The 23,558-nt window shown below is 66.9% G+C and carries 15 protein-coding genes and 2 pseudogenes; 12 read left to right on the forward strand and 5 right to left on the reverse strand.

The genetic code is table 11. The features are described 5' to 3' along the window. Window positions 1-19 precede the first annotated feature (19 nt). From IPK24_15450 to IPK24_15460, 3 genes are all read left to right on the forward strand, one after another. Window positions 20-763, forward strand: coding sequence for a TetR/AcrR family transcriptional regulator C-terminal domain-containing protein (locus IPK24_15450; GenBank protein MBK8076923.1), 744 nt, complete (start codon window positions 20-22; stop codon window positions 761-763). Between the two features lie 123 nt (window positions 764-886). Next, window positions 887-1,108, forward strand: a complete 222-nt coding sequence (locus IPK24_15455; protein ID MBK8076924.1) for a hypothetical protein — start codon at window positions 887-889, stop codon at window positions 1,106-1,108. After that, a complete protein-coding gene (locus IPK24_15460) occupies window positions 1,108-1,383 on the forward strand; it encodes a hypothetical protein (GenBank protein MBK8076925.1) in 276 nt (91 codons plus the stop codon). The genes IPK24_15455 and IPK24_15460 overlap by 1 nt, the downstream gene beginning before the upstream one ends. Window positions 1,384-2,039: 656 nt before the next feature. Here the strand turns inward: IPK24_15460 and IPK24_15465 are convergent. Beyond that, entirely contained in the window at window positions 2,040-2,699 is a 660-nt protein-coding gene (locus IPK24_15465; protein ID MBK8076926.1) for a hypothetical protein, read from the reverse strand. A 909-nt stretch (window positions 2,700-3,608) separates the two neighbouring features. Between IPK24_15465 and IPK24_15470 the strand changes: the two genes are divergently transcribed. Beyond that, window positions 3,609-4,118, forward strand: a complete 510-nt coding sequence (locus IPK24_15470) for a pentapeptide repeat-containing protein (GenBank protein ID MBK8076927.1) — start codon at window positions 3,609-3,611, stop codon at window positions 4,116-4,118. Window positions 4,119-4,235: 117 nt separating this feature from the next. Here IPK24_15470 and IPK24_15475 read toward each other — a convergent pair. Continuing rightward, window positions 4,236-4,502: pseudogene (locus IPK24_15475) on the reverse strand (transposase domain-containing protein). Between the two features lie 108 nt (window positions 4,503-4,610). Beyond that, complete coding sequence (locus tag IPK24_15480) at window positions 4,611-5,375, reverse strand: tetratricopeptide repeat protein (protein MBK8076928.1); 765 nt, start codon at window positions 5,373-5,375, stop codon at window positions 4,611-4,613. Here IPK24_15480 and IPK24_15485 point away from each other — a divergent pair. Further along, on the forward strand, window positions 5,370-7,022 hold the full coding sequence (locus IPK24_15485) for a tetratricopeptide repeat protein (GenBank protein MBK8076929.1): 1,653 nt from the start codon (window positions 5,370-5,372) through the stop codon (window positions 7,020-7,022). The two genes, IPK24_15480 and IPK24_15485, sit on opposite strands and share 6 nt — an antisense overlap. A 220-nt stretch (window positions 7,023-7,242) precedes the next feature. Here IPK24_15485 and IPK24_15490 read toward each other — a convergent pair whose 3' ends face one another. After that, window positions 7,243-8,112 carry a hypothetical protein gene (locus IPK24_15490; GenBank protein MBK8076930.1) on the reverse strand — a complete coding sequence of 290 codons (870 nt, stop codon included), beginning with the start codon at window positions 8,110-8,112 and terminating at the stop codon, window positions 7,243-7,245. Between the two features lie 749 nt (window positions 8,113-8,861). Between IPK24_15490 and IPK24_15495 the strand changes: the two genes are divergently transcribed. The 5 genes and pseudogenes from IPK24_15495 (at window position 8,862) to IPK24_15515 (ending at window position 12,983) form a co-directional block, all read left to right on the forward strand. Then, complete coding sequence (locus IPK24_15495) at window positions 8,862-9,770, forward strand: DNA-protecting protein DprA (protein ID MBK8076931.1); 909 nt, start codon at window positions 8,862-8,864, stop codon at window positions 9,768-9,770. Then, window positions 9,767-10,540: a hypothetical protein gene (locus IPK24_15500; GenBank protein MBK8076932.1), complete on the forward strand. Its 774-nt coding sequence runs from the start codon at window positions 9,767-9,769 to the stop codon at window positions 10,538-10,540. Before IPK24_15495 ends, IPK24_15500 begins: the two co-directional genes overlap by 4 nt. A 31-nt stretch (window positions 10,541-10,571) precedes the next feature. Next, window positions 10,572-11,057: an EcsC family protein gene (locus IPK24_15505; protein ID MBK8076933.1), complete on the forward strand. Its 486-nt coding sequence runs from the start codon at window positions 10,572-10,574 to the stop codon at window positions 11,055-11,057. A gap of 134 nt (window positions 11,058-11,191) precedes the next feature. Continuing rightward, window positions 11,192-11,467 carry a hypothetical protein gene (locus IPK24_15510; protein MBK8076934.1) on the forward strand — a complete coding sequence of 92 codons (276 nt, stop codon included), beginning with the start codon at window positions 11,192-11,194 and terminating at the stop codon, window positions 11,465-11,467. Window positions 11,468-11,727: 260 nt separating this feature from the next. Then, window positions 11,728-12,983 (forward strand): annotated as a pseudogene (locus IPK24_15515) (IS256 family transposase). Between the two features lie 310 nt (window positions 12,984-13,293). Here the strand turns inward: IPK24_15515 and IPK24_15520 are convergent. Beyond that, entirely contained in the window at window positions 13,294-18,534 is a 5,241-nt protein-coding gene (locus IPK24_15520) for an AAA family ATPase (GenBank protein MBK8076935.1), read from the reverse strand. 422 nt (window positions 18,535-18,956) lie between these two features. Here IPK24_15520 and IPK24_15525 point away from each other — a divergent pair, with 422 nt between their 5' ends. Then, on the forward strand, window positions 18,957-22,184 hold the full coding sequence (locus tag IPK24_15525) for an AAA family ATPase (protein ID MBK8076936.1): 3,228 nt from the start codon (window positions 18,957-18,959) through the stop codon (window positions 22,182-22,184). Window positions 22,185-22,232: 48 nt separating this feature from the next. Then, the gene (locus IPK24_15530; GenBank protein ID MBK8076937.1) at window positions 22,233-23,540 is read left to right on the forward strand and encodes a hypothetical protein; all 1,308 of its coding nucleotides are present in this window, start codon (window positions 22,233-22,235) and stop codon (window positions 23,538-23,540) included. The last annotated feature ends 18 nt before the right edge of the window (window positions 23,541-23,558 follow it).

Below are 23,558 nucleotides of genomic sequence, written 5' to 3' on the forward strand. Positions count from 1 at the left end.
GTACTGCTGGAGGTCAAGATTGGGACGGCCACCGCAGCCGCTGCTTTCCCGGGAGGCCATCGCCCGGGCCGCCCTAGAGCTGCTCGACGCCGAGGGTCCCGACGGCCTCGGCATGCGCCGAATCGCTGAACAGCTAGGGGTGCGCGCGCCCTCGCTGTACAACCACGTTTCCGGCCAGGACGAGATCATCGACCTGGTCCACGACCTCATCGACCGCGAGATCGACACCGCGACCCTGGCCAACCCTGATTGGAGACAGGGACTCGACGCCTTCGCGCGCTCATACCGACAAGCTTTCCTACGCCATCCCCACGCCATCGCCCTTGTCGCCCGCAGGCCGATCCTCAACCACGCCACCTTGAACCTCTACGACTCAGCGGCCGCAGCACTCGGTCGAGCGGGACTCCCACCCGCCGACGTCATGCCAGTGATCGCGATCCTGGACTATCTCGTGCTCGGCTCAACCGTCGAGACCTTCATCGGCGGTTTCGCAGCGGCTCCCGAGGAGTACCGGACCCGATACCCCGACCTCGCGTCGGCCCTCGCCGCAACCGACCGGGCCACCGTCGACGATGACGCCTTCGAGCTGGCCCTCGACCTCATGCTCAACGACCTGGAAGGACGCGTCTCCCGGTCGGCCACCGGCCGGAGCCGGAAGCGGCGCGCGGCCTCGAGGATGGCCCCGGCGCGCGGGGACAAGCGGCCAGAGAAACCGGGTTCCGCGGACGACGGATCGCCTCGAGCTGTTTCTGGGTCGACGTGAGCGCCCTGGTCGCCGACCCGTCATTCTGCTCGCCCAGGACTTCCACGTCCGCGTGACCCACACCGCACCGGCGAACCCCTACGCGACTCATCCCCGGCGCCGTCACCCTCTTATGCGAAGCCCATCCGCGAACGCGCCCAGCGACACGCCGCCACCTGCACGCATCTGGAGGAGATCCTCCACGCCTACCGCAACCCGCTGCGCATGTGGGACCTCCGGGACGGCTTCACCATGATGATCGGCCCCAACGCCGCCGCCATCATCCTCGAGGTCGGCTCCATCGACGGCGACACCGCCGTCGTCATCGTCCACGCCATGCGCGCCCGAGAGAAGTACCTCAGGTGATGACCATGCCCCGATCTGTCGAAGAGATCCTGCAGCACGCCGACGACCTCGCCACCCGCTTCGAGAACTACGAACCCGACCCCGCCGACGAACACGACCGTGGCGCCGTCACCCTGCTCCGCGAAGCCGTCCGCGAACGCTACGAAGCCGAACGACACCTCTTGGACGCCGTCCGCGCCGCCCGCGAAGCCGGCATGACCTGGACCGCCATCGGCACCCTGGTCGGCACCACCGGCGAAGCCGCCCGCCAGAAATACACCGACCGCGTCGCCTGACCACAACGTCTCGCAACGCAACCGGCCCTGCTAAGCCACAACCCGCGCCCGCCGACGTCAGTCGCCTCGGCATACAAGCCGTCGGCGCGACCCTCGACGGTCCCATCCTCGTGGCAGAACGAGTGGTCCCATCACGCTGGCAAGCGACAGCTGACCGCCCTCAACGGGCAGGTGGCGTTGTCAGTCAGGCGTGGCAAGATGTCGGGTAAGGGTGGTGAGAGCACGTCGCTGCCCGCGGCCGGGGGTTACCCACGCGCTTGTTCAAGATCAACCCTCAGGCCCTATTACAGCTGGCCATCTTTGCGCAGGTCCGCACCAGTGAGGCCTGCGAGACACGCCATGCGTCGGAGACCGCCGCTGCGCCTAACCGCATGGCCTCGTCCGCTGGTTCTGAGCGCGGCCGTGCGGCGCTGGCGTAGCCGATTGCCCGAGCCGGGTCCCCAAGCTCTCGAGCCGAGGCTGCTGCTGCCCCCAACGCGTCGACGCGGAACGGAACCATGTCCAGGCGATGCAGCAAGGCAACAACCCGGATACAGCATCTGTCCGGAGATCTTCTCACCCGCAACAGCTGCATGTCCGAACGGGTGGTCCATCGCACTGGCAACGACAATTGAGGCCGAGACTGAGTGAGAATGCCATCATGTTCGAGGCGACACTCAGGACTTCTTCTCAGTTGCATCGTCTACATCGAATTCGATCTGGAGATCATCCGCCGACTGTCGGTCTCGATCCAGAAGTTCCATCAGCCGCTCATTCTGCTCAACCTCTGCGGCAAGGCCGTGAGGTCGGGGCACGTTGAAGCTCCTGTACAGGTCGAAGCGGCTGAGCTCCAAGACGGTCGTCAATGCCGTTCCGTACTCTGCCGCGACGACAATACTCCCACGGTAGAAGATGTACGCCAAGGCATAAGGTATCAATCCAACGGCCAGCCATCCTCCGCTGCGCCAGAGAAGAGCCACAGTTGCAGCCGCGCCTAGGAGATTGAGAACGACCATGCGTATGGCAAGATCCAGAGCAGTTCGTTGATCATTTAGATACGCCACGCGCTGCTCACTCGCAGTAAGGACTAGGTGAGGAGCCACGGTGACGAGTGACAACCCATACTGACTCCCTGCGCGCGCCTCGTATCTGCGTAGAACGTTTCCCAGTCGCGTTGGTCTCACATTGTTTACTCCGTCCGGGTAGCCGAGGACAACACGCTCAGCTTCTTCGTATCGGACAAGCAACTTGACATGGTCATCCTCGACAGGAGGATCCCCTGGGTCGAGCGGGGATTGCTGCAATTCCTGCAACCTCGTCAGCGACTCATCGGCCATCGTGACCAACTTGGCCCGGCGGCGCCTATGGGATCTGATTCTCTGAGACATCAAGTGTTGGGCAAGCTGAGAGGTCCCCCAATACCCTTCGCACGCCTGAACAAGAGCATACTGAAGAGGATGGAGCACCAAGCCGAGCAATAGGCTTCCCACGAGGAGTTGAAGAGCTTGCGAAAGTCCGCCGCCAGTTGCAAACCGATAGCCCGCTCGCCAATCTGGGCGCCCTGACCAAGGCTGGGCGCCAATCAACACCTGAATATATAGGATAGTGACAGCGGAAGGCACGACTGTGAGAACTGAGAAGTAGCGTCCGATGCTCTCGGCGGGTCCCTTCACCGCGTCCACGAGGGGAGACTGGGACACAATTCGCTACTTGCGACACTTACGGCACAGGCCACCAGCGAGACGGCCAGACGCACCGCAGCCTCCACATGTCGACGCCGGCTTCGATGGCTTTCGCCCGCCCTGGGACGGCTGAGGCCCCGGCACGCGTCCCCCCGGGGTCGTGGTTTGCGTGAACAAGAAGTGAGTGAGACCTAGCACCACCCACGCGACGCGCTGATGAGACATTCGATCACCTCCGATCCAAGTTACCCGGAACAGCATGTCCAGTCGACACACCGACCACCTCTGGGGTCGAGCAACCCAAACTTGAGGCCCGAAGGGTGAGAAGGTTCGCACGTGACCCAGCCCGCACCCGCCCATTCCTCGGGCGTGCCGGCGCACCCAAAGTCTGGAGATCACCCCAACCCACTTGTCGTAGTGCCGGCCGCCACGATCTCCATCGCGGCGGTGATCGGGGAACTAGCCGGCCCCACCTGGGTCTTACGGGTACTCGTCCTTGCTCTTGCGGGGCTACTGATCTACGCGGCAACCCTGTTCCGATCTGCCACGCGCGCCCACCTAGCGCTGCTCGCAACGGGGCTGATCCTGCCCATCCTGCTGATCTGGCTTCTTGCCCGACCCGACGTCGATGAGATTGTCACAGGGCGCTCGTTGGCGCTCGGTGCGGCACAGGGGACCGCAACGAATACAGCCTCCGTGGCTTCGCCTTCCCGCACACCGTCTGCGACTGCCCCGGTCTCGACCGCAGCCGATCTTTCTGGCAGGCACCTCGATTTGGCGAATCTCAATGGCGCCAAGCTCGCGCGCGTGAGACTCACAGGAGCATCCTTGCGGGGCGCAACACTGCGCGGGGCAGATCTCACAGGAGCGGACTTGCAGGGTGCCGACCTGAGTGGAGCCGATCTCTCAGGCGCCTGCTTGGACCAGGCGAACCTGATCGCCGCGCACGTGGACGACATCGTCGTGGCGGGGGCCAGCCTCGAGGACGCGAAGCTACCCGTCGGGTTCCCTTCGGTCCCTGCATCCAGCGCAAGTCCAGGATCCACATCCTTGAACCACCCGTGCTCGCGCTGATCGCTGCAGGAGGCAGGGTCGTCCCGATCCGTGCTGTGCGTCACTCGCCAGCGGCTAGGTCACTCGGTGCGGGCCTCAGGGTCTATTGGCGCCGTCAGCGGGATCGCCTCATCCGCAGCACTCGGCGACCGCCAGGACCCGGGCCATCGGGAACGCCGCCTGCTCGCCCTTGTTGACCCCCGGGCGGCCGAAGTGCTCGTCGTTCGCCGGGGTGTCCGCCACATCCAGACAGGTCCCGTCGACCGTGACCAACCGGCGACCGGCGACCCAGACCCCAGGCATCCCAACAGCTCCCAGCGGATTGGCCACACGCTCGAACAGATCCACCAACGGCTGCGAGCCCAGTCGCTGACGGGCCTGGAAGATCGCTCACTTGCTCGGCAGCGGGCACGACCAGTTGTCGCGGCCCACGGCAGGTGGGTCGAAGGCGCCTCAGCGTGCCGTTCTCATCGGCGACACCCGTCACGGGGCGGCCGATCCCGACCCCAGCGATCAACTGGGCGGTGCGTCGAGCCGATCCGCATCATCATGGCGGCCCACCGCCTGGTAGCCGTTGGCGAGGTTGCTGCGGGATTGCAGGGTGTCGGGGTGGTCGGGTCCCAGGACACGTTCCCGGGTGGCCAGGGTCTGCTCGTCCAGGGTGATCGCGTCCTGGTGGCGGCCCACCGCCCGGTAGCCGGCGGCGAGGTTGTTGCGGGAGGCCAGGGTGTCGGGGTGTTCGGGTCCCAGGACACGTTCACTGGCGGCCAAGACCAGTTCGCTGATGGTGACCATGGGGGTGTAGGCGCCCACCTGGTACAGCCAGAGCCCGATGGTGGTGGCGGTGGCGGTGATGGCGACTACGGTCGGGGTGGGTCGGATCGGGTGGGCGCCGTGGTCGAGCAGGGCCACGGTCTGGGCAGCGATCTCGGCGACGACCTCCGGTGGGGGTGGTGCCCCCGGCGCCGGGAGCAGGCCCACCACGGCGGGGGCGAGGCCGGTCAGGACGGTGTCGAGGACTCCTGGGGGGCCGGATTCGCGGACCACCCGGCCGATGAGGCGGTGCATCACCACAGCGGTCCCCTCGACCGTGCGGGTGATCAGCGAGGCCGCCACCAAGGCAGCGACCACGTCCTCGACCTCGGCGGCAGACCGCAGCGCCTGCCGGGGCCGTCTGCGGTGCCACCAGCGGCGGCGGCCGCCGGGGTCATGGAGCAGCAGCCGGGTCAGGGTGTCGCGGCTGATGCCGCCCGGGTCGAGGACCGACAGCCAGTGCATCTCGGGGACTACACCCGTGAACAGTCCCTGGCCTACCTGGCCGAACGGACCGGGCTGGACGATCCCGGCGGCGCACGGCAGGTCGCCGACGCTCTCGGGGATCTGCCGTTGGCCCTGGCGCAGGCCGCCGGCGTGATCACCGCGCAGCACCTGACCTACCACCGATACCTGGACAAGCTCACCGACACCACCCTGACCGCGGCCCTACCCCCCACACCCGGGTACCCGCGGCGGCTGCCCGAAGCCGTGCTGCTGTCCGTGCAGACCGCTGCCCTCGCCCATCCCCACGCCCGCGCTGCCCTGGGCCTGCTCAGCGTCCTGGACCCCACCGGCATCACCCGGACCCTGCTGACCGACCTGCTCGACACCGTGGTCGAGGACCATCTCACGGTGGACGACGCCGACGAGGTGATCGGGATCCTCGCGCGGGCCTCACTGATCACCTTCACCGCCGACAACACCGCAGTGGTGATGCACCGCCTCATCGGCCGGACCCTGCGCGAGACCCACCCCGACCCGGACGAGATCCTCACCACCGCCGCCCAGGCCCTGCAGCACGCCCTCCCCGGAGCTGACGCGCCACCCCCACCGGCCGGCCTGGTCGACGACATCGCCGCGCAGACCCTGACCCTGCTCGGCCACCCCACCCATCCCGACACCAGCGCAGACGTCACGCAGGCCGCCACCACCGTCGGGATCTGGCTGTACCGAGTCGGCGCCTACACCGCCATGGTCACCATCAACGAGCAGACCCTGGCCACCCGGGAACGTGTCCTGGGACCCGAACACCCCGCCACCCTGAACTCCCGCAACAACCTCGCCGGCGGCTACTGGGCGGTGGGCCGCCACCAGGACGCGATCACCCTGAACGAGCAGACCCTGGCCACCCGGGAACGCGTCCTGGGACCCGAACACCCCGCTACCCTGAACTCCCGCAACAACCTCGCCAACGGCTACCGGGAGGTGGGCCGCCACCAGGACGCGATCACCCTGCACGAGCAGACCCTGACCACCCGCGAACGCGTCCTGGGACCCGAACACCCCGACACCCTGCACTCCCGCAACAACCTCGCCCTCGACTACCGGGCGGTGGGCCGCCACCAGGACGCGATCACCCTGCACGAGCAGACCCTGACCACCCGCGAACGTGTCCTGGGACCCGAACACCCCGACACCCTGACCTCCCGCAACAACCTCGCCAACGGCTACCAGGCGGTAGGCCGCCACCAGGACGCGATCACCCTGCACGAGCAGACCCTGGCCACCCGCGAACGCGTCCTGGGACCCGAACACCCCGCCACCCTGAACTCCCGCAACAACCTCGCCAACGGCTACCAGGCGGTGGGCCGCCACCAGGACGCGATCACCCTGCACGAACAGACCCTGACCACCAGGGAACGCGTCCTGGGACCCGAACACCCCGACACCCTGCACTCCCGCAACAACCTCGCCAACGGCTACCAGGCGGTGGGCCGCCACCAGGACGCGATCACCCTGCACGAGCAGACCCTGACCACCAGGGAACGCGTCCTGGGACCCGAACACCCCGACACCCTGACCTCCCGAAGCAACCTCGCAGACGGCTACCGGGAGGTGGGCCGGGCGAAGGATGCCCGCCGGATCGAGGAAGGTAAGTCCCCACGCTGAGGATCCTCGGCGATCGCTTGGGGAGCGAGCACACGCGAGGCAGTCCTCGGAGGACGTTCGCCCACCCCGACTCCGGCGTGGATGGGGGCCGGGTGGGCAGCAGACGTCGGCTGGCCTGAGGTCTGCGGCGGCGGGCAGATCGTGGGTGAGATCGGGGACTCAGGTGGTAGTCACTTCCGGTTCAGGTTCACCAGCCGCCGATAATGGATATTGTCAGCGGTCAATTCCTGATCGCTGTAGCGCCCTGCGTGGCCAGGCGGTCCTGCAGTTCGGCGTGCCGGAACTGGTACACCGGCCCCACCTGACGCAACACCTGGCGCGTCACCGCGTCCGGCAACAACCCCAGCCGAGCCCGGTGACGTGACCGCAGCCGAGGGCGTGACCGAGACATGAACCGGACCCGCTCCCGCGACTGCGCCCACAGGACCAGCTCGCTCACCCACAGCCCACCCGCCGGCCCGGCCACCTGCCCGAACGCCAGCACCATCGCCACCAGCCCGAACGCCAGCCCGACCATCAGCCCGGCCACCACCCAAAACGCGAGCCCGGCCATCAGCCCGACCATCAGCTCGAACACCAGCCCGTGGCGGCGGTCAGCGGCGTAGGTGGTAGTGGGGGCGGCTGCAGCAGCATCGGTCGCCGGGCTGGACCAGGCCCGCATCAAGTTCGCCAGCCCGGCCACCAGCCCGATCATCAGCACGGCCTGCAGCCCGGCCACCAGGTCGCCCTCCAGCTCGCCCAGCAGCCCGGCCACCAGCAAGCCCCCCAGCCCACCCACCAGCGCGAGAAGGTCCCGGCGTCGCACGGGCCGTAAGACCAAGCTACGCGGCTCGCCCTCAGACAGGCTTCCCGGCCTGGCCACCAGCCCGATCATCCCGGCCACAACCGACGCGATCTGCAGCCCGGTCATCAGCCCGGCCGTCAGCCCGGCCACCAGCCCGGCCACCAGCCCGACAACCAACCCGACCACCAACCCGACCACCAACCCGGCTGCCAACGCGGCTGCCAACCCGGCTGCCAGTCGCCGGGGGGGTGAAGTCCAGGTGGGGATGTGCCACCAAGCGATGACGCGGTTGCTGCCGAGGTGCACGGCGGTCGGGTCTGTAGGGCCAACGGTGTAACCGGGCTGAGGTAAGGCAATCGACGACCGAAGCACTCGATGCTCTCACCTGAGGTCCATCGCACCCGCCGCCGCCTTGGAGATCACCACAGTGCGCTGTTGCACGCGGCGCCATGGCGCCCGCAACGATGACCAGGCATTCGGCGGGCAACGAGACTAGACCCATGACCCCTTAACCCAAGACAGCCCCATGCACAGGCCGTGATCTTCATGCGCTTGGTGGGCGCGCCTGTTGATCAAGCCATCCACCTGCGCGAATGCGGGCACCATGGGAGGGCACTGCCCCACCAGCCTCGCGACTCCAAGTAGCCCACGTACAGCCCATGATCTTCATACCCCGAGGGGGTATATGATTTGATCATGCCTCTGACCTGCGGTTATATGGTCGGGACGGCGGGATTCGAACCCACGACCCCTTGACCCCCAGAAGCCCGCCGAACAAGCCCCTGACCTGCAGGAACACCCTCGCGGACGTCCCTTGTGCGGCACTCTATCCGCCACTGGCAGACCGTGTCGGACAAGGGGTCGACGAGGGTTGAAGATCAGCCCACGCACTTTCCGGAGATCAACCCATGTTCTCCCTGGCACGCTCCCACACGGATAGCTTGGCGCGACTGCCCCCGTAGGCATGCAGATCGATCACGTCGCCCCCGACAGTCCTCCCACTCGCCAACGGTGTCTTCCGGAGACTGTCGGAGTGCCCGGCTAGGCTGCCTTGCATGGAGTCGCGCGAACAGGAGCTCGCAGCGTTGCTGACTCTGCTGCGGCGAAAGTCAGGTGGCGCCGGCTGGAACGAGATCGCCGCCGACGCCGTGGCTGCGGGGAGCGCAACAGACCTTCTACGTCAGCCAGCCGATGACGCGCTCTTCGCCTCGCCCGACCTCGAGCCCGACCATGAGCGGGCCATCTCTGACGTCCGCCAGTGGGCGCGGGCGGGGCTTCGGTGGGTCACCGTTCTCGATCCTGACTATCCCTCGCGGTTGCTCGGCATCCGAGAGATCCCACCGTTCCTGTTCTATGAGGGCACCCTCCACGAGCCGGATGACGGCATGTCTGTCGTCGGATCGCGATCGGCGTCCGCCTGGGGGCTGAAGCTGGCCACCGAGGCCGCGCGTCTGCTCGTCTCGCAGGGCCTGACAGTCATCGCCGGTCTCGCCGCCGGCATCGACACAGCAGCCCATCAGGCAGCCCTCGAGTCCAGCGGCAGAACGGTGGCATTCCTCGGCACCGGGATCACACACGCCTACCCGGCGTCCAACCGCGCACTCCAGCGTGAGATCGCCGATCACGGATTGCTGTTCTCGCAGTTCTATCCCGACGCCCCACCGGCGAAGCACACGTTCCCGATGCGTAACGCCACGATGTCGGGGTACGGGCTGGCGACGATCGTCATCGAAGCCGGCGAGCACTCCGGCACACGGATCCAGGCACGAGTTGCCGGCGAGCACGGCAGGCCCGTGATCCTGACCGACCGGGTGGCTGCCAGCACGTCCTGGGGTGCCGCACTGGTCGGGCGTCCGCACGTGTACGTCGTCAGCTCGCTGCGAGACCTCGCGGCCGCCGTGAACGACGTTCGTGAAGCGCCCGCGCGATTGCAGAGCGCCCTGGACGAACTGGTCTCCGCGTGAGCCGTACGTTCGGAGAACGTGTCTCCAACGTCGGCAGCGACCTCACCCGAGTCGCTGGCAGTTACCTCCACTCGGTCACCAGCGGCAACTGGGCAGCCTGCGCGGTGTGCGCACTCCCGATCGATGCGAGCTACAGCCTCTGCGCTCAGTGTCAGGGCCACCGACACAGCGGCCTGCCGGTGGCCGATCGGGCCGGGTTCCTCGTGTACGCCGACCAGCCGGCATCCCAGACCTATCGGGTCATGCGCAGCTACAAGGAGACCCGAACCCGCGCAGCCTTCGAGCCGATCATCCAGGCCCTCCTCGCCGTAGGACTTCGTGGTCACTTCCGGTGCGCAACCACGCTCGCTGGAACCGAAGACCACGGGTGGGCCGTCGTCCCATCAACCAAGGCCCGCACCGTCCTCGTCGACCTGGTGCGTGGCCTCACCACCTCGCCGGCGTCCGAGATCCCCATCGACTTCACGCCTCCAGCGCCCGACCGTGCCCTGCACCCCGACTCATGGACGATTGCGGGATCTGCAACCTTGCCCCAGCACGTCGTGGTCATCGACGACGCCTGGGTTTCCGGAGCCAGCTCGCAGTCCCTCGCCGTCACGCTGAAGCAGGCCGGCGTCGCGCAGGTCTCGATCCTCAGCCTCGCACGGGTCCTGTCCCCCCACTGGGACCCCAACAAGGCCTTTCTGAAGGACATACTCGCGGCCCTGCCGTACGACTGGACAATCTGTCCATGGACCCGGGGCGACTGCCCCACCGAACCGGCAACCTGAGCAGGCCGACGCGGTCGACTCGGCGATCAGGGTGATCATCCGCGAGTCCGTCGCTGCCGCCGGGACCACCGGATTCGTCACCGGCCTCGGCGGCCTTCTGGCATTGCCAGTGACACTTCCCGCCAACATGGCAGACAACCTGGCGATCAACGCCCGGATGGTCGGCGCCATCGCCCATCTGCGTGGCTATCCACTCGATGATCCACGTACGCGGACGGTCATCCTGCTCACCGTGGCCGGCAGCAGCCTCCAGGCAGCGACATCCGGGTTGGGCATCACCATCGGCGAACAGGTCGCCAAGCAGTCCATCAAAGCCATCCCCCACGCAGTCATACGCCAGGTCAACGCCCGCGCAGGCTTCTACCTGATCGCCAAGTACGGCACCCAGCGATCAGCCCTCACCCTCGCTCGCGCCATCCCGGTAGCGGGCGGCCTCATCGGCGGAAGCGTCGACGCCGCACTCACAGGCGTCATCGGCAAGGCCGCCAAGAAGGCATTCACCAGCGAGGCGAACTGACTCGGCCCATAGGCCTTCGAACATCAACCCGAGCGACCGCCCTCCTACACCACGAGCTGACACAAGTACCGTGTGGAGGTCGGATCAGCCGATCCCGGCCGCTGCTGCTCAGGCACATCAGCGAGGGAGGAGTCATGACGATGCCCCGATCCGTCGAAGAGATCCTGCAGGACGCCGACGACCTCAGCGCCCGATTCGAGGACTACGAACCCACCCCCACCGACGAACTCGACCCCAGCGCCGTCACGCTGCTCCGTGAAGCCGTCCGCGAACGCTCCGAAGCCGAACGACACCTACTGGACGCCGTCCGCGCCGCCCGCGAAGCCGGCATGACCTGGACCACCATCGGCACCCTGGTCGGCACCACCGGCGAAGCCGCCCGCCAGAAAGACACCGACCGCGTCGCCTGACCACGTCATTTCACAGCGCGAATATCACCGCCACAATCCACGACCACGCGTTGCCAGCGTCAGCCACCTCGGCATCCAAGCCGTCATCGCGCCCGCGACGGTCCCATCCTCGTGGCAGAACGAGTGGTCCCATCACGCTGGCAGGGTCTGTAGGGCCAACGGTGTAACCGGCCTGACGGGTAGACCAGCGTGTCTGCCAGGAAGGTCCAGTGATGGCCGACAAGATGCAGGGCATGAATGCTCTGGCTAAGAGAATCGAGATGTCTGAGCTCAAGCCTGGTGATGCTGAGCGGGCCGCGATCCGGGAGATGGTGAAATCTGCCAGGATCGTGGTCTTGCTTGACCGGGCCGGATGGCTTGTTGAAGATCCTCACCAAGACGGTGCTGGAAACAGCGCTGGATGAGAAATGACCGGTCACCTCGGTTATGAGAAGCACGCCGTGGAAGGCCGCGACGGCGGGAATTCCCGTAACGGGATCCGGTCGAAGACGGTGTTGACTGATTCGGTCGGGCCGATCGAGATCGATGTCCCGCGGACCGGGATGGAAGTTTCGATCCGGTCATTGTGAAGAAACGTCAGCGCCGGATGGGTGATGTCGATGCGATCGTCTTGTCGCTGTATGCGCGCGGGTTGACCACCGGTGAGATCAGCGCACATTTCGCGGAGGTCTACGGCGCGAGTGTGTCGAAGAATGTGGTCTCGGCGATCACCGATCAGGTGATCGAGGAAATGACGGAATGGTCGACCCGGCCGTTGGCCTCGCACTACGTGGCCGTGTTCGTCGACGCGGTGCTGTGAAGGTCGGGACGGGCAGGTCGCCAACCGGCCCTTCTACGCGGCCATCGGCGTGGACCTGCAGGGCCGCAGGGACGTGCTGGGCCTGTGGGCCGGCACCGCCGGGATGGGTGAGTCGTCCAAGTATTGGATCTCTATCTTAACCGAGTTGAAGAATCGTGGGGTGATCGACATCTTCTACCTGGTCTGTGACGGCTTGAAAGGCATGCCCGATTCAGTGAACACGATCTATCCCGACACGATCGTGCAGACCTGTGTCGTGCATCTGATCCGGAACACGTTCCGGTATTCCTCGAAGAGGTATTGGGGTGAGCTCGCCCGGGACGTGAAAGCGATCTATACGGCGGTGGACGCCACGGCGGCGTGGGCGGCGTTCGAATCGTTGGAGGAGAAATGGGGAAGCAGTATCCCGCGATCAGTAACCTGTGGCGGAATGCCTGGGAGAACTTCATCCCATTCTTGGACTACGACATCGAGATCCGCAGACTGCTCTGCTCGACGAACGCGATTGAATCGATGAATGCCCGGTATCGGCGGTCCGTGGACGCGAAAGGTCATTTCCCCACCGAGCAGGCAGCCATGAAAACCCTGTACTTGACCACCCGTAGCCTCGACCCGAAAGGAACCGGACAGAAACGATGGATCACCCGCTGGAAACCCGTCCTGAACGTCCTGGCGGTCGTTTTCGCCGACCGCATGCCCACCCCTGCTAGCCTCTAAAACACCAACCGCCGGTTACACCGTTGCGCCCACAGTCTCCGCTGGCAAGCGACAGTACGAATTTCGATCCGTGTTAGCCGGGGCAGCTCGCAGCCGAGGCCGCGGTGCTGTGTCCCGACTTGGCGCAGGCAACGTCGTCCCGCCGTGCAGATCATGGGCGATGACCGCCTGCGGACCGTCGCCTTCCGGTAACGAGTGCGCGACGGTCATGGTGTGGGCGGTCGAATCTCGATAGCCCGGCGGCGGCGAACGGTTGGGACTAGCCTCTTGATCGACTCGCCGCAGGCGGGTCTCGATCAGCTCGCACCATCTATGCAAGTCGTGCGTCGGCGCCCTCACCGCCGGCACCCTCGTCGAAGGTCCGAGCAAGGTCGACCACCGAGGCCATCGTGTCCAGGACGCCTGGAGTCAGTCGCACCCGGCCGAGTCGACGCAGCGCTTCACGATAGAGCGCCTCTGGGCTGCTCCATGCGGTGACCTCCGCGGCGTCGCGCAGAAGCGCGGCGAGTTCGTGGGGCGGCACGTGGGCCAGGTCTCGCGGGCCGAGCTCGCGCTGCACCACGAGAGGCTGCTCGGGGAGACGGAACGTCCGGGGTCGCATGCCGGCCCGGCCGAGCGGGTCGGAGGCGACCAGCGCCCCTCGGCGCAGCAGCCGGGTCAGGGCGCTGTTCAACGTCTGCGCTATTGCTGGCCCAACCCGCTGCCCACCGGACGCCGCGACGTAGGCGGAGTGGATCCGGAACCCCATCACCGGGCCCTCCACCGCGACGATATCGATGAGGATCTGCTCGAGATCCCGTCGAGCCGCTTCAGCTGCCGGTGGCGCCGACCCGGTGTACTTCTCGTAGGGAAGCAACACCCCCTCCTCCGGCGAGCCAACCACGGCGGGTGCCGCTGCTGACGGCGACAAGGCGGCCAGCGGCACGACCTCGGCGACGCCGTCCTCGATGGTCGACCACGACACGATGTCCAGGTCCTCGTCGAGCGCCCCTTCGCCGTCGTGGTCATCCGCGGCGTGCGAGTCCACCTCCTCGTCGCTGCCCTCGACCGCGTCTGACCAACCCGCGGGCTTGATTTCGAGTTCGTCGAGGGTCGCCCAGAGCTTCGAGAGGACGGCGTGCTCGTCGACGTAGAACGCGGATTCCTTGATCCGGAAGAACTGCCAGCCGCAACGGCGTAGGTCGCGTTCGCGGGCCAGGTCGCGGATGTACTGGTCGGGGCCGTGCCAGTAGTCGCCGTCGCACTCAACGGCGAGGCGTCCCTTGGCCCCGACGACGACGAGGTCGATCCGATAGCCCATCGAGTCGAACTGGGGCAGCACGGTGTAGCCGCGTTGGACGAGCCGGTTGTGCACCCGCTGCTCGAACAAGGAGTCGAACGGCTCGACCCGCCGATCCTCGTGCACCATGCCTAAGAAGGCGCCGCTGTCGTCGACGCGTAGCCCACGCACACCGTGGTAGCAGTAGTCCAGCAGCTGGAACCGCATGTCCTCGGGGTTGGTCAGCTGCTCCAGCGCCACCGAGTGGAAGACCCACATCTGGTCCTTGGCCCGGGAGGCGGCGACGTTGTAGCGCTGCACGTTCGCCTCGACCGTCAACGCCCCCATCCGCTGGCCAGGCTCGGGGGCGGAGACCATCGACAAGAACATGACATCGCGTTCGGACCCCTGGAACGCCGGGGCGTCCCCGCAGCGCAGGTCGCGGGCCACCCACTCCTCCGGTGCGATCCGTTCCAGCAGCAGGTCGTTGATCACCTTTGCCTGACGTGGCCCGAGCAGGGAGATCACGCCGAAGGTCTTGTCGTCATACCGGGGGTCGGCGAGGCACTTCTCGATCTGCGAGACGATCGCGTCTGCCTCGGGGCGGTTCACTTTGGTTCCGCTACCGCCAGTTTCGAACCCGTCGGTCACCCGGACCGCTCTGACCGGCTCGAGCCGGTCGGCGCCGAACTGGCGCACGGGCACCAGCCGGATGTTGTCCGGCTCGTAGGCGATCCGGTTGGAGAACTCGATGATCTCGGGCACGCACCGGCGGTGCTCGATCAGGGTGCGTTTGTTGCCGAACCAGATGCTCGCTGCGTCGAACAGCGACATCTTCGGGTCCTGCCACGACTCCTTGTAGCGGTGATCGGGGAGGAACTGGTTGGCGAGGTCACGCAGCTTCTGTTGGTCCACCCCGACCGCGGATGGCGACACCTGCTTGTCGTCACCGATCACAACGATCTTCGGCGCCACGTACTGCAGGAACGTCGCCTCCAGTCCAGCTTGGGAGGCCTCGTCAACGATGACGACGTCGAACATGTTCTCGCTCACGTGCAGCTGTTCGGCGATCCGGTAGATTGGCATGATCCACACCGGGACCGCCGGACGGCAACGGTCCATCGCCTGACGGATCTCTGCCCGCCGGACGTCGCCGTACTTGCCGCCGCCCTTGCCCAAGCGCTTGACCAGGCGCACATACTGATTGAGGTCGGCGCGCGACTGGCCGGAAAGCCGGGTCGGGGCCAGGGCGTGGCGCCAGGCGCGGACGCCGGCGAGCCGCTCGATCGCGGCCCGCAAGCTGTCTTCAGCGACGTCGAGCTGCTGCTGTAGTTCGTTGGCGTCCTCGGTTTCCTGCCTCAGGATCCAGGAACCCACCCGGGCCCAGTCCCATGCCTGCGCGAGAGCCGGGATCCGCTGCGTCCACGTCTGCTCGTGCAGGCTGGAGGTCACCGCCGCGGCCAGGGCCGGGGCGGCAGCTGCGACGCGGGCGGTCAACGCATCCCGCTCGGCTACCAGCTGCCGGATCGCGAACAGCCACCGGATGCGCTCATACGCCTCCACGTAGGCCCCCCGGTTGCCAAACCGGACGGCGTCGTCGAGGGCGCCGCACACGGGTGCCGCCCCCGGTTGCTGCACTCCTTGACCGCTGGCCGCCGCGAGCTCTTGCAGCGGTGCCGCCGCTGCCGCGTAGGCATCGCGGGCCGACGCCGCATCGACCAGATGAGCAAACGCGAGCACTGCCTTCAGGTCGTTCCAGTTCGGCTGCGGAAGCTGCAACTCCTCGAACCGCCGTTGCTCTGCGGCGATCTCCTGACCCACGGTGAGCAGCGCCTGCAGCTGGCCGAGCTCGGTCGCATGCCACTGGAACCGTTCCTGAAGCGTGTCCTCCTGCGGCACCTGGACCTCGGCTGGCCAGGCCTGATCCAGGGCCGCGAGGTGGCGCTCGACGTCGAGATGGGTCAACACGGCAGTGAGCTGCTCGGCCGTCGTCGGCGGTCGGCCATCGACCTGGACCGCCTCGAACAACGGGCTGCTGTTCTTGATCGCCTTCCCGCTGAACGCCCCTAGCTTCACCGAGCCGTCAGGGTTGAGCTTGACGCTCCCCCCGCCCTGCACGTGGCTGCGCAGATACTCGGCCAGCGCCCCGATCGCAGCGCGGTCCGCGCCGGCGGCCACCGTCACCCGCGTCGCCGGACCGAGCTGCTGCAACCCGGGCCACACCGAGCCGAGCAACCCGTGGATGTGCTCGGCCCGGCTCTGCCAGGTCGAGGCCCGGCCGGTGCGGATGTCGTGCAACGCATGCGCCATCCATTGCTCACCACGCTGCTCGAACCCGACCACCTGTCGGGCCAGCTCACCCAACCGCTGCTGCAGCCCCGCCCGCTCATCCGTGGCCAGGGCACTGACCGGCGCGAACGCGGGTTGACGGATCCAGTCGGTCACCGCGTCGTGCCCTGCCTTCGCGGCGGAGTAGCGGTCAAGCAGTGCAGCGAACTGCGTCGGCGTGGGGAACCAGGCCAGGTCCACCAACCGGCCCGCGGCCTCCGCCTCGTTCGCGGTGACCTCGACGTCGCGGAGCAGCTCCAGCCACCGGGTCGCCTGCTGCCCAGTCAACGGCGCGTCATTGGTGACCTCGGGCTGCGCCAGAGTGGTCAGCCACGCGTGCGCCTCGGCCTGATCCCGGTAGGTCCTGGCCATTTCGGCGAGGGTGCCGGAACTCCCGGCGAACGACCTCGGCGTCACCTCAGCGGTGCGGGCGTCCACGAGCCGGGCGCGCAGCTCGGCCCGGCGACGTCGCAATTGGTCGATCTGCGCCAGAGCGGCCTCGATCTGCCCCTGCATCTCCTGCACCAGGACACCGTTGTCTCCCTCGTTGGAGCGGCTGGAGATGCGTTCGACAGCGACCTTCAGGTCAGCCATGTCAGAACTATCGGTACCCACCACCGCGACGGCGAGCGGACGGATCTCATCGGGGAGCTTTCCCCGCACCTCCTTGAGCGCCCGGTCGGTGTGCGCGGTGACCAGCACACGCTTCCCCTGGGCCAACAGGTGGGAGATCAACGCCGCCGCGAGGTGGGTCTTCCCTGTCCCCGGAGGGCCCTGCACCAGTGTCTGAGCCTGCCGGTCGACCCGCTGGATGATGTCCAGCTGCCGATCGTTCAGCGGCAGCGGGAGGAAGATCTCGTCGTCCACTTCGACCATCGCTCCCGGCGACGGATCCGGCACCGCCACCGGAACGTGATCCGGGTCCAGCAACGGCAACAGGCCCGAGGGGACCGCGCCACCCTGCGCGATCGCCGCTTCGATCTGATCGAAGACCGCGACCAGGCCGACCTGGGAGCGGCGCCGCAGAATCACGGCGGGCGCGAACGCCATCACCGGAACCGCCCCGATCGCCGGCCGGTTGTCGACGTCGTCGTAGCGGCCGTCGGCGTCCAGCCCATTGATCAGGCGACGCAGCAGATCACCGGTAGCGGCCCGATCCAACGGGTGGGCCTCGTGCACCCTGGCCCGCTCGACCACGTCCTGGCGCAGATGCTGAGCCGGCACCCGCGCGGGGTCGAGCATGTCCAGCTCCACGCTCAACGCGTCCAGCCCCGGCTCTGTCCGCACCGTCAACGTGCCGGTCGACTCATCGAAATCGATCGCGGCCGGCGTGACCAGGGTGTGCCGCCGCACCGGCTCGTGCTCTTGCGGCGTCCATGCCAAGCAGCCGACACCGAGCAGAAGTTCGTAGTCCTCGGGCTGGTTGCTCCCCGTGGTGTGGGCGGCGAACAGCTCTTTGTACAACGCACGCACCGGCCGGTCCACCACCTGCTGCCCAGCCCACGCATCCCACCCGACCCGCCAGGCCCGGAAGTCCGCCTCGACCTCCGGATGATCTTCCAGGTAAGCGGTCTCCCCCTCCACCGGACCACCCGGGGTCACGACCGTCCGGGTCGGCCGCAGCTCGGCCGGGCGCTCAGGGTCGGTATGCGTCCCATCCAGCCACGGCTCCACCACCGGGCCAGGCTCCGGCGGTTCAAGGCGCGCAACCCGGCGCACCACGAACACCGGCGCCTCCGGTACCGGGGAGGCCTCGTCGAGGACCGTGAACACGGCCGGATGAAGGGGCAGCTCACCGAGCCAGAAGACCGCGCCGTCACGCTCATACGACGCCGTCGTCCGCACCGGAGCCAACCGCAGCCGCTGAGCGGCCGACAAGAACTGGAATAGACGCCGACCCCGCTCCACCAGCTCGGGCCGCGCTCCGGACGCAACGCTCACAGCGCCACCGAACTCCCCCACCACGTGCGTCTCCCCAGGTCAGGCGCCATCTCCCCCGGCATCCGACGCGATCACACCGCCACGCGTCGCCTGAACAAGTCTCCAGGCCTCGCGTATGGCGTGCAGTGAGCCTAGCCAGAGCCGAAGATCTAAAGCGGACAAACCACTCGACTCCCCACATCGGAATGATCAAGACCAGCCAAACAGTCGAGGCCGGCCCGGCCGTTCGGGTGGGCCGGACCGTCGGATCGCTATCCACGTCGCACATACACCGTCGCGAGGCGCTCGTCCATACGAGTACATGAGCGCCGATGACCGAATAGGCGGACTCAGCCTGCCGACCGGTGTCGATACCGGTCTTCAGGGGGTCTCTTGCCGTGAACGCGAAGTGCCTTGAGGTGGCCGTACGAGTCGTCCTTCGCGGCGCACCCGCGAACGTCACCGAGATGACCCGCCGTCTCGAGTCGATGGGCTGGCAAGCACCATCCGACGCCGAACTCCAGGCCGCCCTGGCCGCGATGGGCGCCTGGCAATCACCCGAGGGCATCTGGCATCTCCACAGGCCACCCCAGACAACGTCACACCGGTCCACGACCTTGGCTGCCGAGCTGGGTATCGACCCAGCGGAGCTCGAGGCGGAAGAGACCAGATCCCAGACCAGCGAGCCCCCACGGGATCGCGGCCCGATTCCCAGGATGTGGCAGGAGGTTGCCGACGAGATCCGCCAGGCGCTGAGTGCCGAGCTCCGGGCGGCCCAATCCGAACCCGACCGGTTCGTTGAGCTCATTGAAGGTGTCCTTGTCTCACGGACGCCCCAACGCCTGCTCTACTCCTTCGTGCCGCGCGGCAGCCTCGACATCGCTGACGGTGCACGCTGTCGGGTCCAGCTCGGCACCAGGTGGTACGACGCTGAAGTCGTCTCCAACATCGGCGGGCGCCTGCGGGTGGCGCTCCCCTTACATGCGCCGCAGCACGAGACGTGCGGTCAGCTGAGAGTCGATGCCTCGTTCCTGATCGTGGGACAGATCCGCCACCTCGACGACGTGCTGCACTCGGCGCGGCCCTTCAACGCCGAGGCAGCACTGGCTTTGACGCGGCCAGTGGTGACCGATCGCCACGACACATCGACCCAACCCGTGGCCGAGCGCTCTCCGTCCACCCGGTCCATCACGATGCTGGAATCGCAGAAGCCTGCCCAGGGCCTCAACCAGGATCAACTGAACGCCGTCCAACGCTCCCGGCAAACGGGGGTGAGCTGGATCTGGGGTCCACCGGGCACAGGGAAGACTACGACGCTCGCTGCGCTCGTCGAAGCGCTGATGGAAGACGGCCTGAGGGTCCTGGTCGTGTCGAACACGAATGCGGCCGTCGACACGGCGCTGGAACGCCTGCTCGACACACAGGAGCCCTCGGAGATGCTGCCGGGACGTGTGCTCCGCGTCGGGACACCGTCACAGGACCGGCTCACTGAGCGGCAACCCTGGCCGGTGCTGCTCGACGAGGAAGCAGCACGGGCCGGCCATAACGTGGCAGCCGCCAAGATGGCCATGGGCCACCGCATCCGAACCCTTCGAGCACGACGAGCGCAGGTCCAGGCACACATCCGGCGTCTCAAGAGGGCACACTCCCGGCTACCCGCGATCGAGAGCCAGGTCAAGACCCTCGAACACCGCCTCGCTCAAGCATCCGTTGCCCGCGCCGGAGCCGCACTCAAGAAGGCGGAGCAACGCGTCCTCCAGGGACAAGCCGCCCACCTGACCAAACGGCAACTCGCCACCCACCGCCGAGATGTTCAAGCAGCACAAGAGAAAGTCGGCAAGGCACCCGAGGAAGCGCAGAAGATCCAGGAGCAGCTTGAGCGCGCGGCCGAAGAGGCCCAGGCGCTGAAGACCCGCATTCATACCGATCAGATTGAGCTCGATCAACTGAAGCAGGAGATTGAGGTTCTCGACGGCGAGCTTGCCGAAGCGCAAGCCGAAGAACGACGCCTCGACCGGCTCATGAGTTACCTCCGTCGACAGGCCCTCCGGAAGGCCCGCGCGGTGTTCGCCACGGCGCATCGCTGCTACCTCGCTGACCTCAGCGACCAGAAGTTCGATGTCGTGGTCATCGACGAGGCGAGCATGCTCTCAGTGCCACTAGCCATGTTCGCTGCCGGACTCGGTCGAGGTCACACCGTCGTCGCCGGCGACTTCCGGCAACTCGGCCCCATCAGCAAGACCTCGGCAACCTCCGCCGACGCCCGATGGATGGCTCACAGCGTGTTCGAGATGGCAGGTATCAACCAAGCAGTCACCGCTGGCGTCACGGTCCCTGACATGACGATCCTGCGAGAGCAACATCGGATGCGCCCCGAGATCGCGGAGTTCGTCGGCTCGGCGTTCTATCCTGAAGCGGGACTGATCACCAGCCCTGAGATCGGGGCACGGCCGCTGGCACCGCAGCTCGCGCGCTGCTTGCCGCGACGAGAGATCTTCCTCGTCGATACCTCTTCGGCCCTGCCGTGGATGGCCCGGGCGGGCGGATTCGGCTCCCGCTACACCCCCCTTCACGCCCTCGTGGTCGAAGCTCTGGTGCGGTCGATCGAATGCGAAGCAGGCACCGAGCCGCCGAGTATCGGCGTCATCTCCCCGTACAACCCTCAGGCACGTCTGATCCGCGCGATGCTCACCGATCACGAATCCACCGCAGAGGCCGCAACGGTGCACCGCTATCAAGGTGGCGAAAGAGACGTGATCATCTACGACACGGTCGAAGCGACAGCTTCCGGAATCGGCGTTCATCGGTGGTTCACCGGCGCCTCGGAGGACGAGGCCGGTCCCCGGCTGTTGAACGTGGCGCTCTCTCGCGCACGCGATCGCCTCATCGTGGTCGCTGACCTCCACCGCCTGGCCCGCGCTGCCAATGCTCCCACCCCCGTGGGCAGAGCTCTGGCCCAGCTCGCGCAACGAGCCGAGCGGTTGTCCTGGCGCAGCTTGATCGACGCACAGCCGGGAGCCGACCTGAGAGTGCTCGACAGCCACTCAGGGGCGGTGCACCTGGAAAAGAGTCTCGCCAACGCCAGCAAGCGGATCGTGCTGTGGTCTACAGCAGCATCGCGACAGGTGGCTCCGGCGCGCCTGATTCAGCAGGCGCTAGCTGACGCAGCTGGCCGCGGGGTGCAGGTCACGGTCTGGCTTCCCGCGTCACGGGTTGCCGAGTCGTGGCCGCAGTTCCGCGAGACGACGGTTGCGCTGCACCCTCTGGAAACCGTGCGCGAGAACGTCGGCGTCGTGGACGACGAGATCGTGGTGAGCAACGGAGACCTGCTCACACTGCGACCCGGCGACCTGGTCTTTGTACGGCGAGGCCCCCTCGCTGCAGATGCCTTGTTCAGCCTTCTCCGGCGTCGGCCGACCAGGGAAGCCTTCGGTGATGGTGATCCCACGCGCGTTTGCTCAGGGTGCGGAGATCCGCTGACAAGAGTGGAACGTTGGGACCAGAGGGTGTGGGCCCGCTGCGACCGCTGCTCGATTTCGATCGAGCCGGATCCACCTGTCGCTCAGGCGCCCCCCACCGGCCGGCGTCCTGCCGAGGGCAGATTGTCGCCGATCCCCCGCCCGCGGACTGCGCCGCGGGTGTGCCCCAGCTGCGGTGTCCTACCGACCGCCAACGCGCGCTGCTCTTGCTCGTGAAACCTTCCCAAGATCTACTCGGGCTGGCTTTCTGAGAATCGCTCAGAGGTGCGCGCTGGCCACTGGCTAGAGTGCCTTCTCGACACCACAGGGTGTGAGATCCGCGAGATTGCTGCCCATCATGACTTCCCAGAAGGGCGTGAAGTGACGTCGTCGGTGTTGTGGCTCGACACATCAACTGAGGAGCAACGCGCCACGCGGGAAATGCTCGCCCTGTTCACTCAGTCCGACAGCCGGGATGAGTTGGGGATAGGGCAGATCCGCGACGCCTTCAGCGAATGCCTCTTTCCTGGGACCTCGGTGCTGCAGACCCGGGCCCGCTACTTCCTGATCGTGCCATGGCTGTTCACACAGGGCACCCGTCGAGGCCTCGTCGGGTCAGGGCTCCGAGCATGGGTGGAGCAGAGAGAGCGTCGCCTCATCCAGGAGATGCGCCGCGCTGGCCAGGTCGATGGCCTCATCGGCCGGATCGCTGGGCCGAACGTCAAGGTACTCCCGTCCACCATCTACTGGTCAGGCCTGGCGCGCTATGGGGTACTTCGCCGGGACGTTGCGCCGAATCGACTGGGCGCGGCGGGAGGACAGGAGGCAGACGACGAGCTTGCCGAGCGCAGGCTGGGCGACTGGCACCCGACCCTGCCTCCTGCACCGGCCACCTTCCCCAGCACACTCGAGGGAGGCTTCGACCTCACCAACGACGAGGCGTCGTGGCTGGGCGAGCGGATGCGATCGGCAGCGTCAGGGACGCTGCTGGAGCATCTGCTGGCACGCGGCGTTGCCATTGACCCCACGAGCTCCGCCCCCTGGCAGGATGCATCTGCAGATTCCGCCGCCGAGCCCGTTGGTCGTGTGCTGAAGCATGCTGAACTCTTCAGCCTGACCATGCAGGGAGCAGCTCTGCTCTACAACCTCTTGGTCGGGGAGCGCTACGAAGACGCCGGGTACACCCGGGTCGGCGAACCCGTTGAGACCTTCCGTGAGCGTCTGGCTCAGTGGGCTGACGAATGTCAGGCCCAGTCCCATGAGTTGGCTGCCTGGGACCGCACCGACCTGTGGAGTGTCGTACTGAGCGTGAACCCACGCATCGGCTACTCAACACGCTTGTTCGTTCGGGCATGGATCGACGCGGTCATCGACGATCGGACGCCCGCAGCCGCTGACGACGCCGCGTTGCGACGCCTCGCGCGGGATCGCGAGATCGCTCAGAAGGGTGGACAGGCGCGGCTGTCCAACGCTGCCCTCCTGAAGTCGTGGTCTGGTGAGGCAGGCACGGGGCGACTGGTCTACCGGTGGACAAACGTGCGCCGACTCGTGAATGACGTCGCCGAGGGACTGGTCCGCAGTGCTGGCGCCTGACGAGAGGGCAGTCCTTCT

This window comes from Kineosporiaceae bacterium (assembly GCA_016713225.1).
GTDB lineage: Bacteria > Actinomycetota > Actinomycetes > Actinomycetales > Kineosporiaceae > JADJPO01.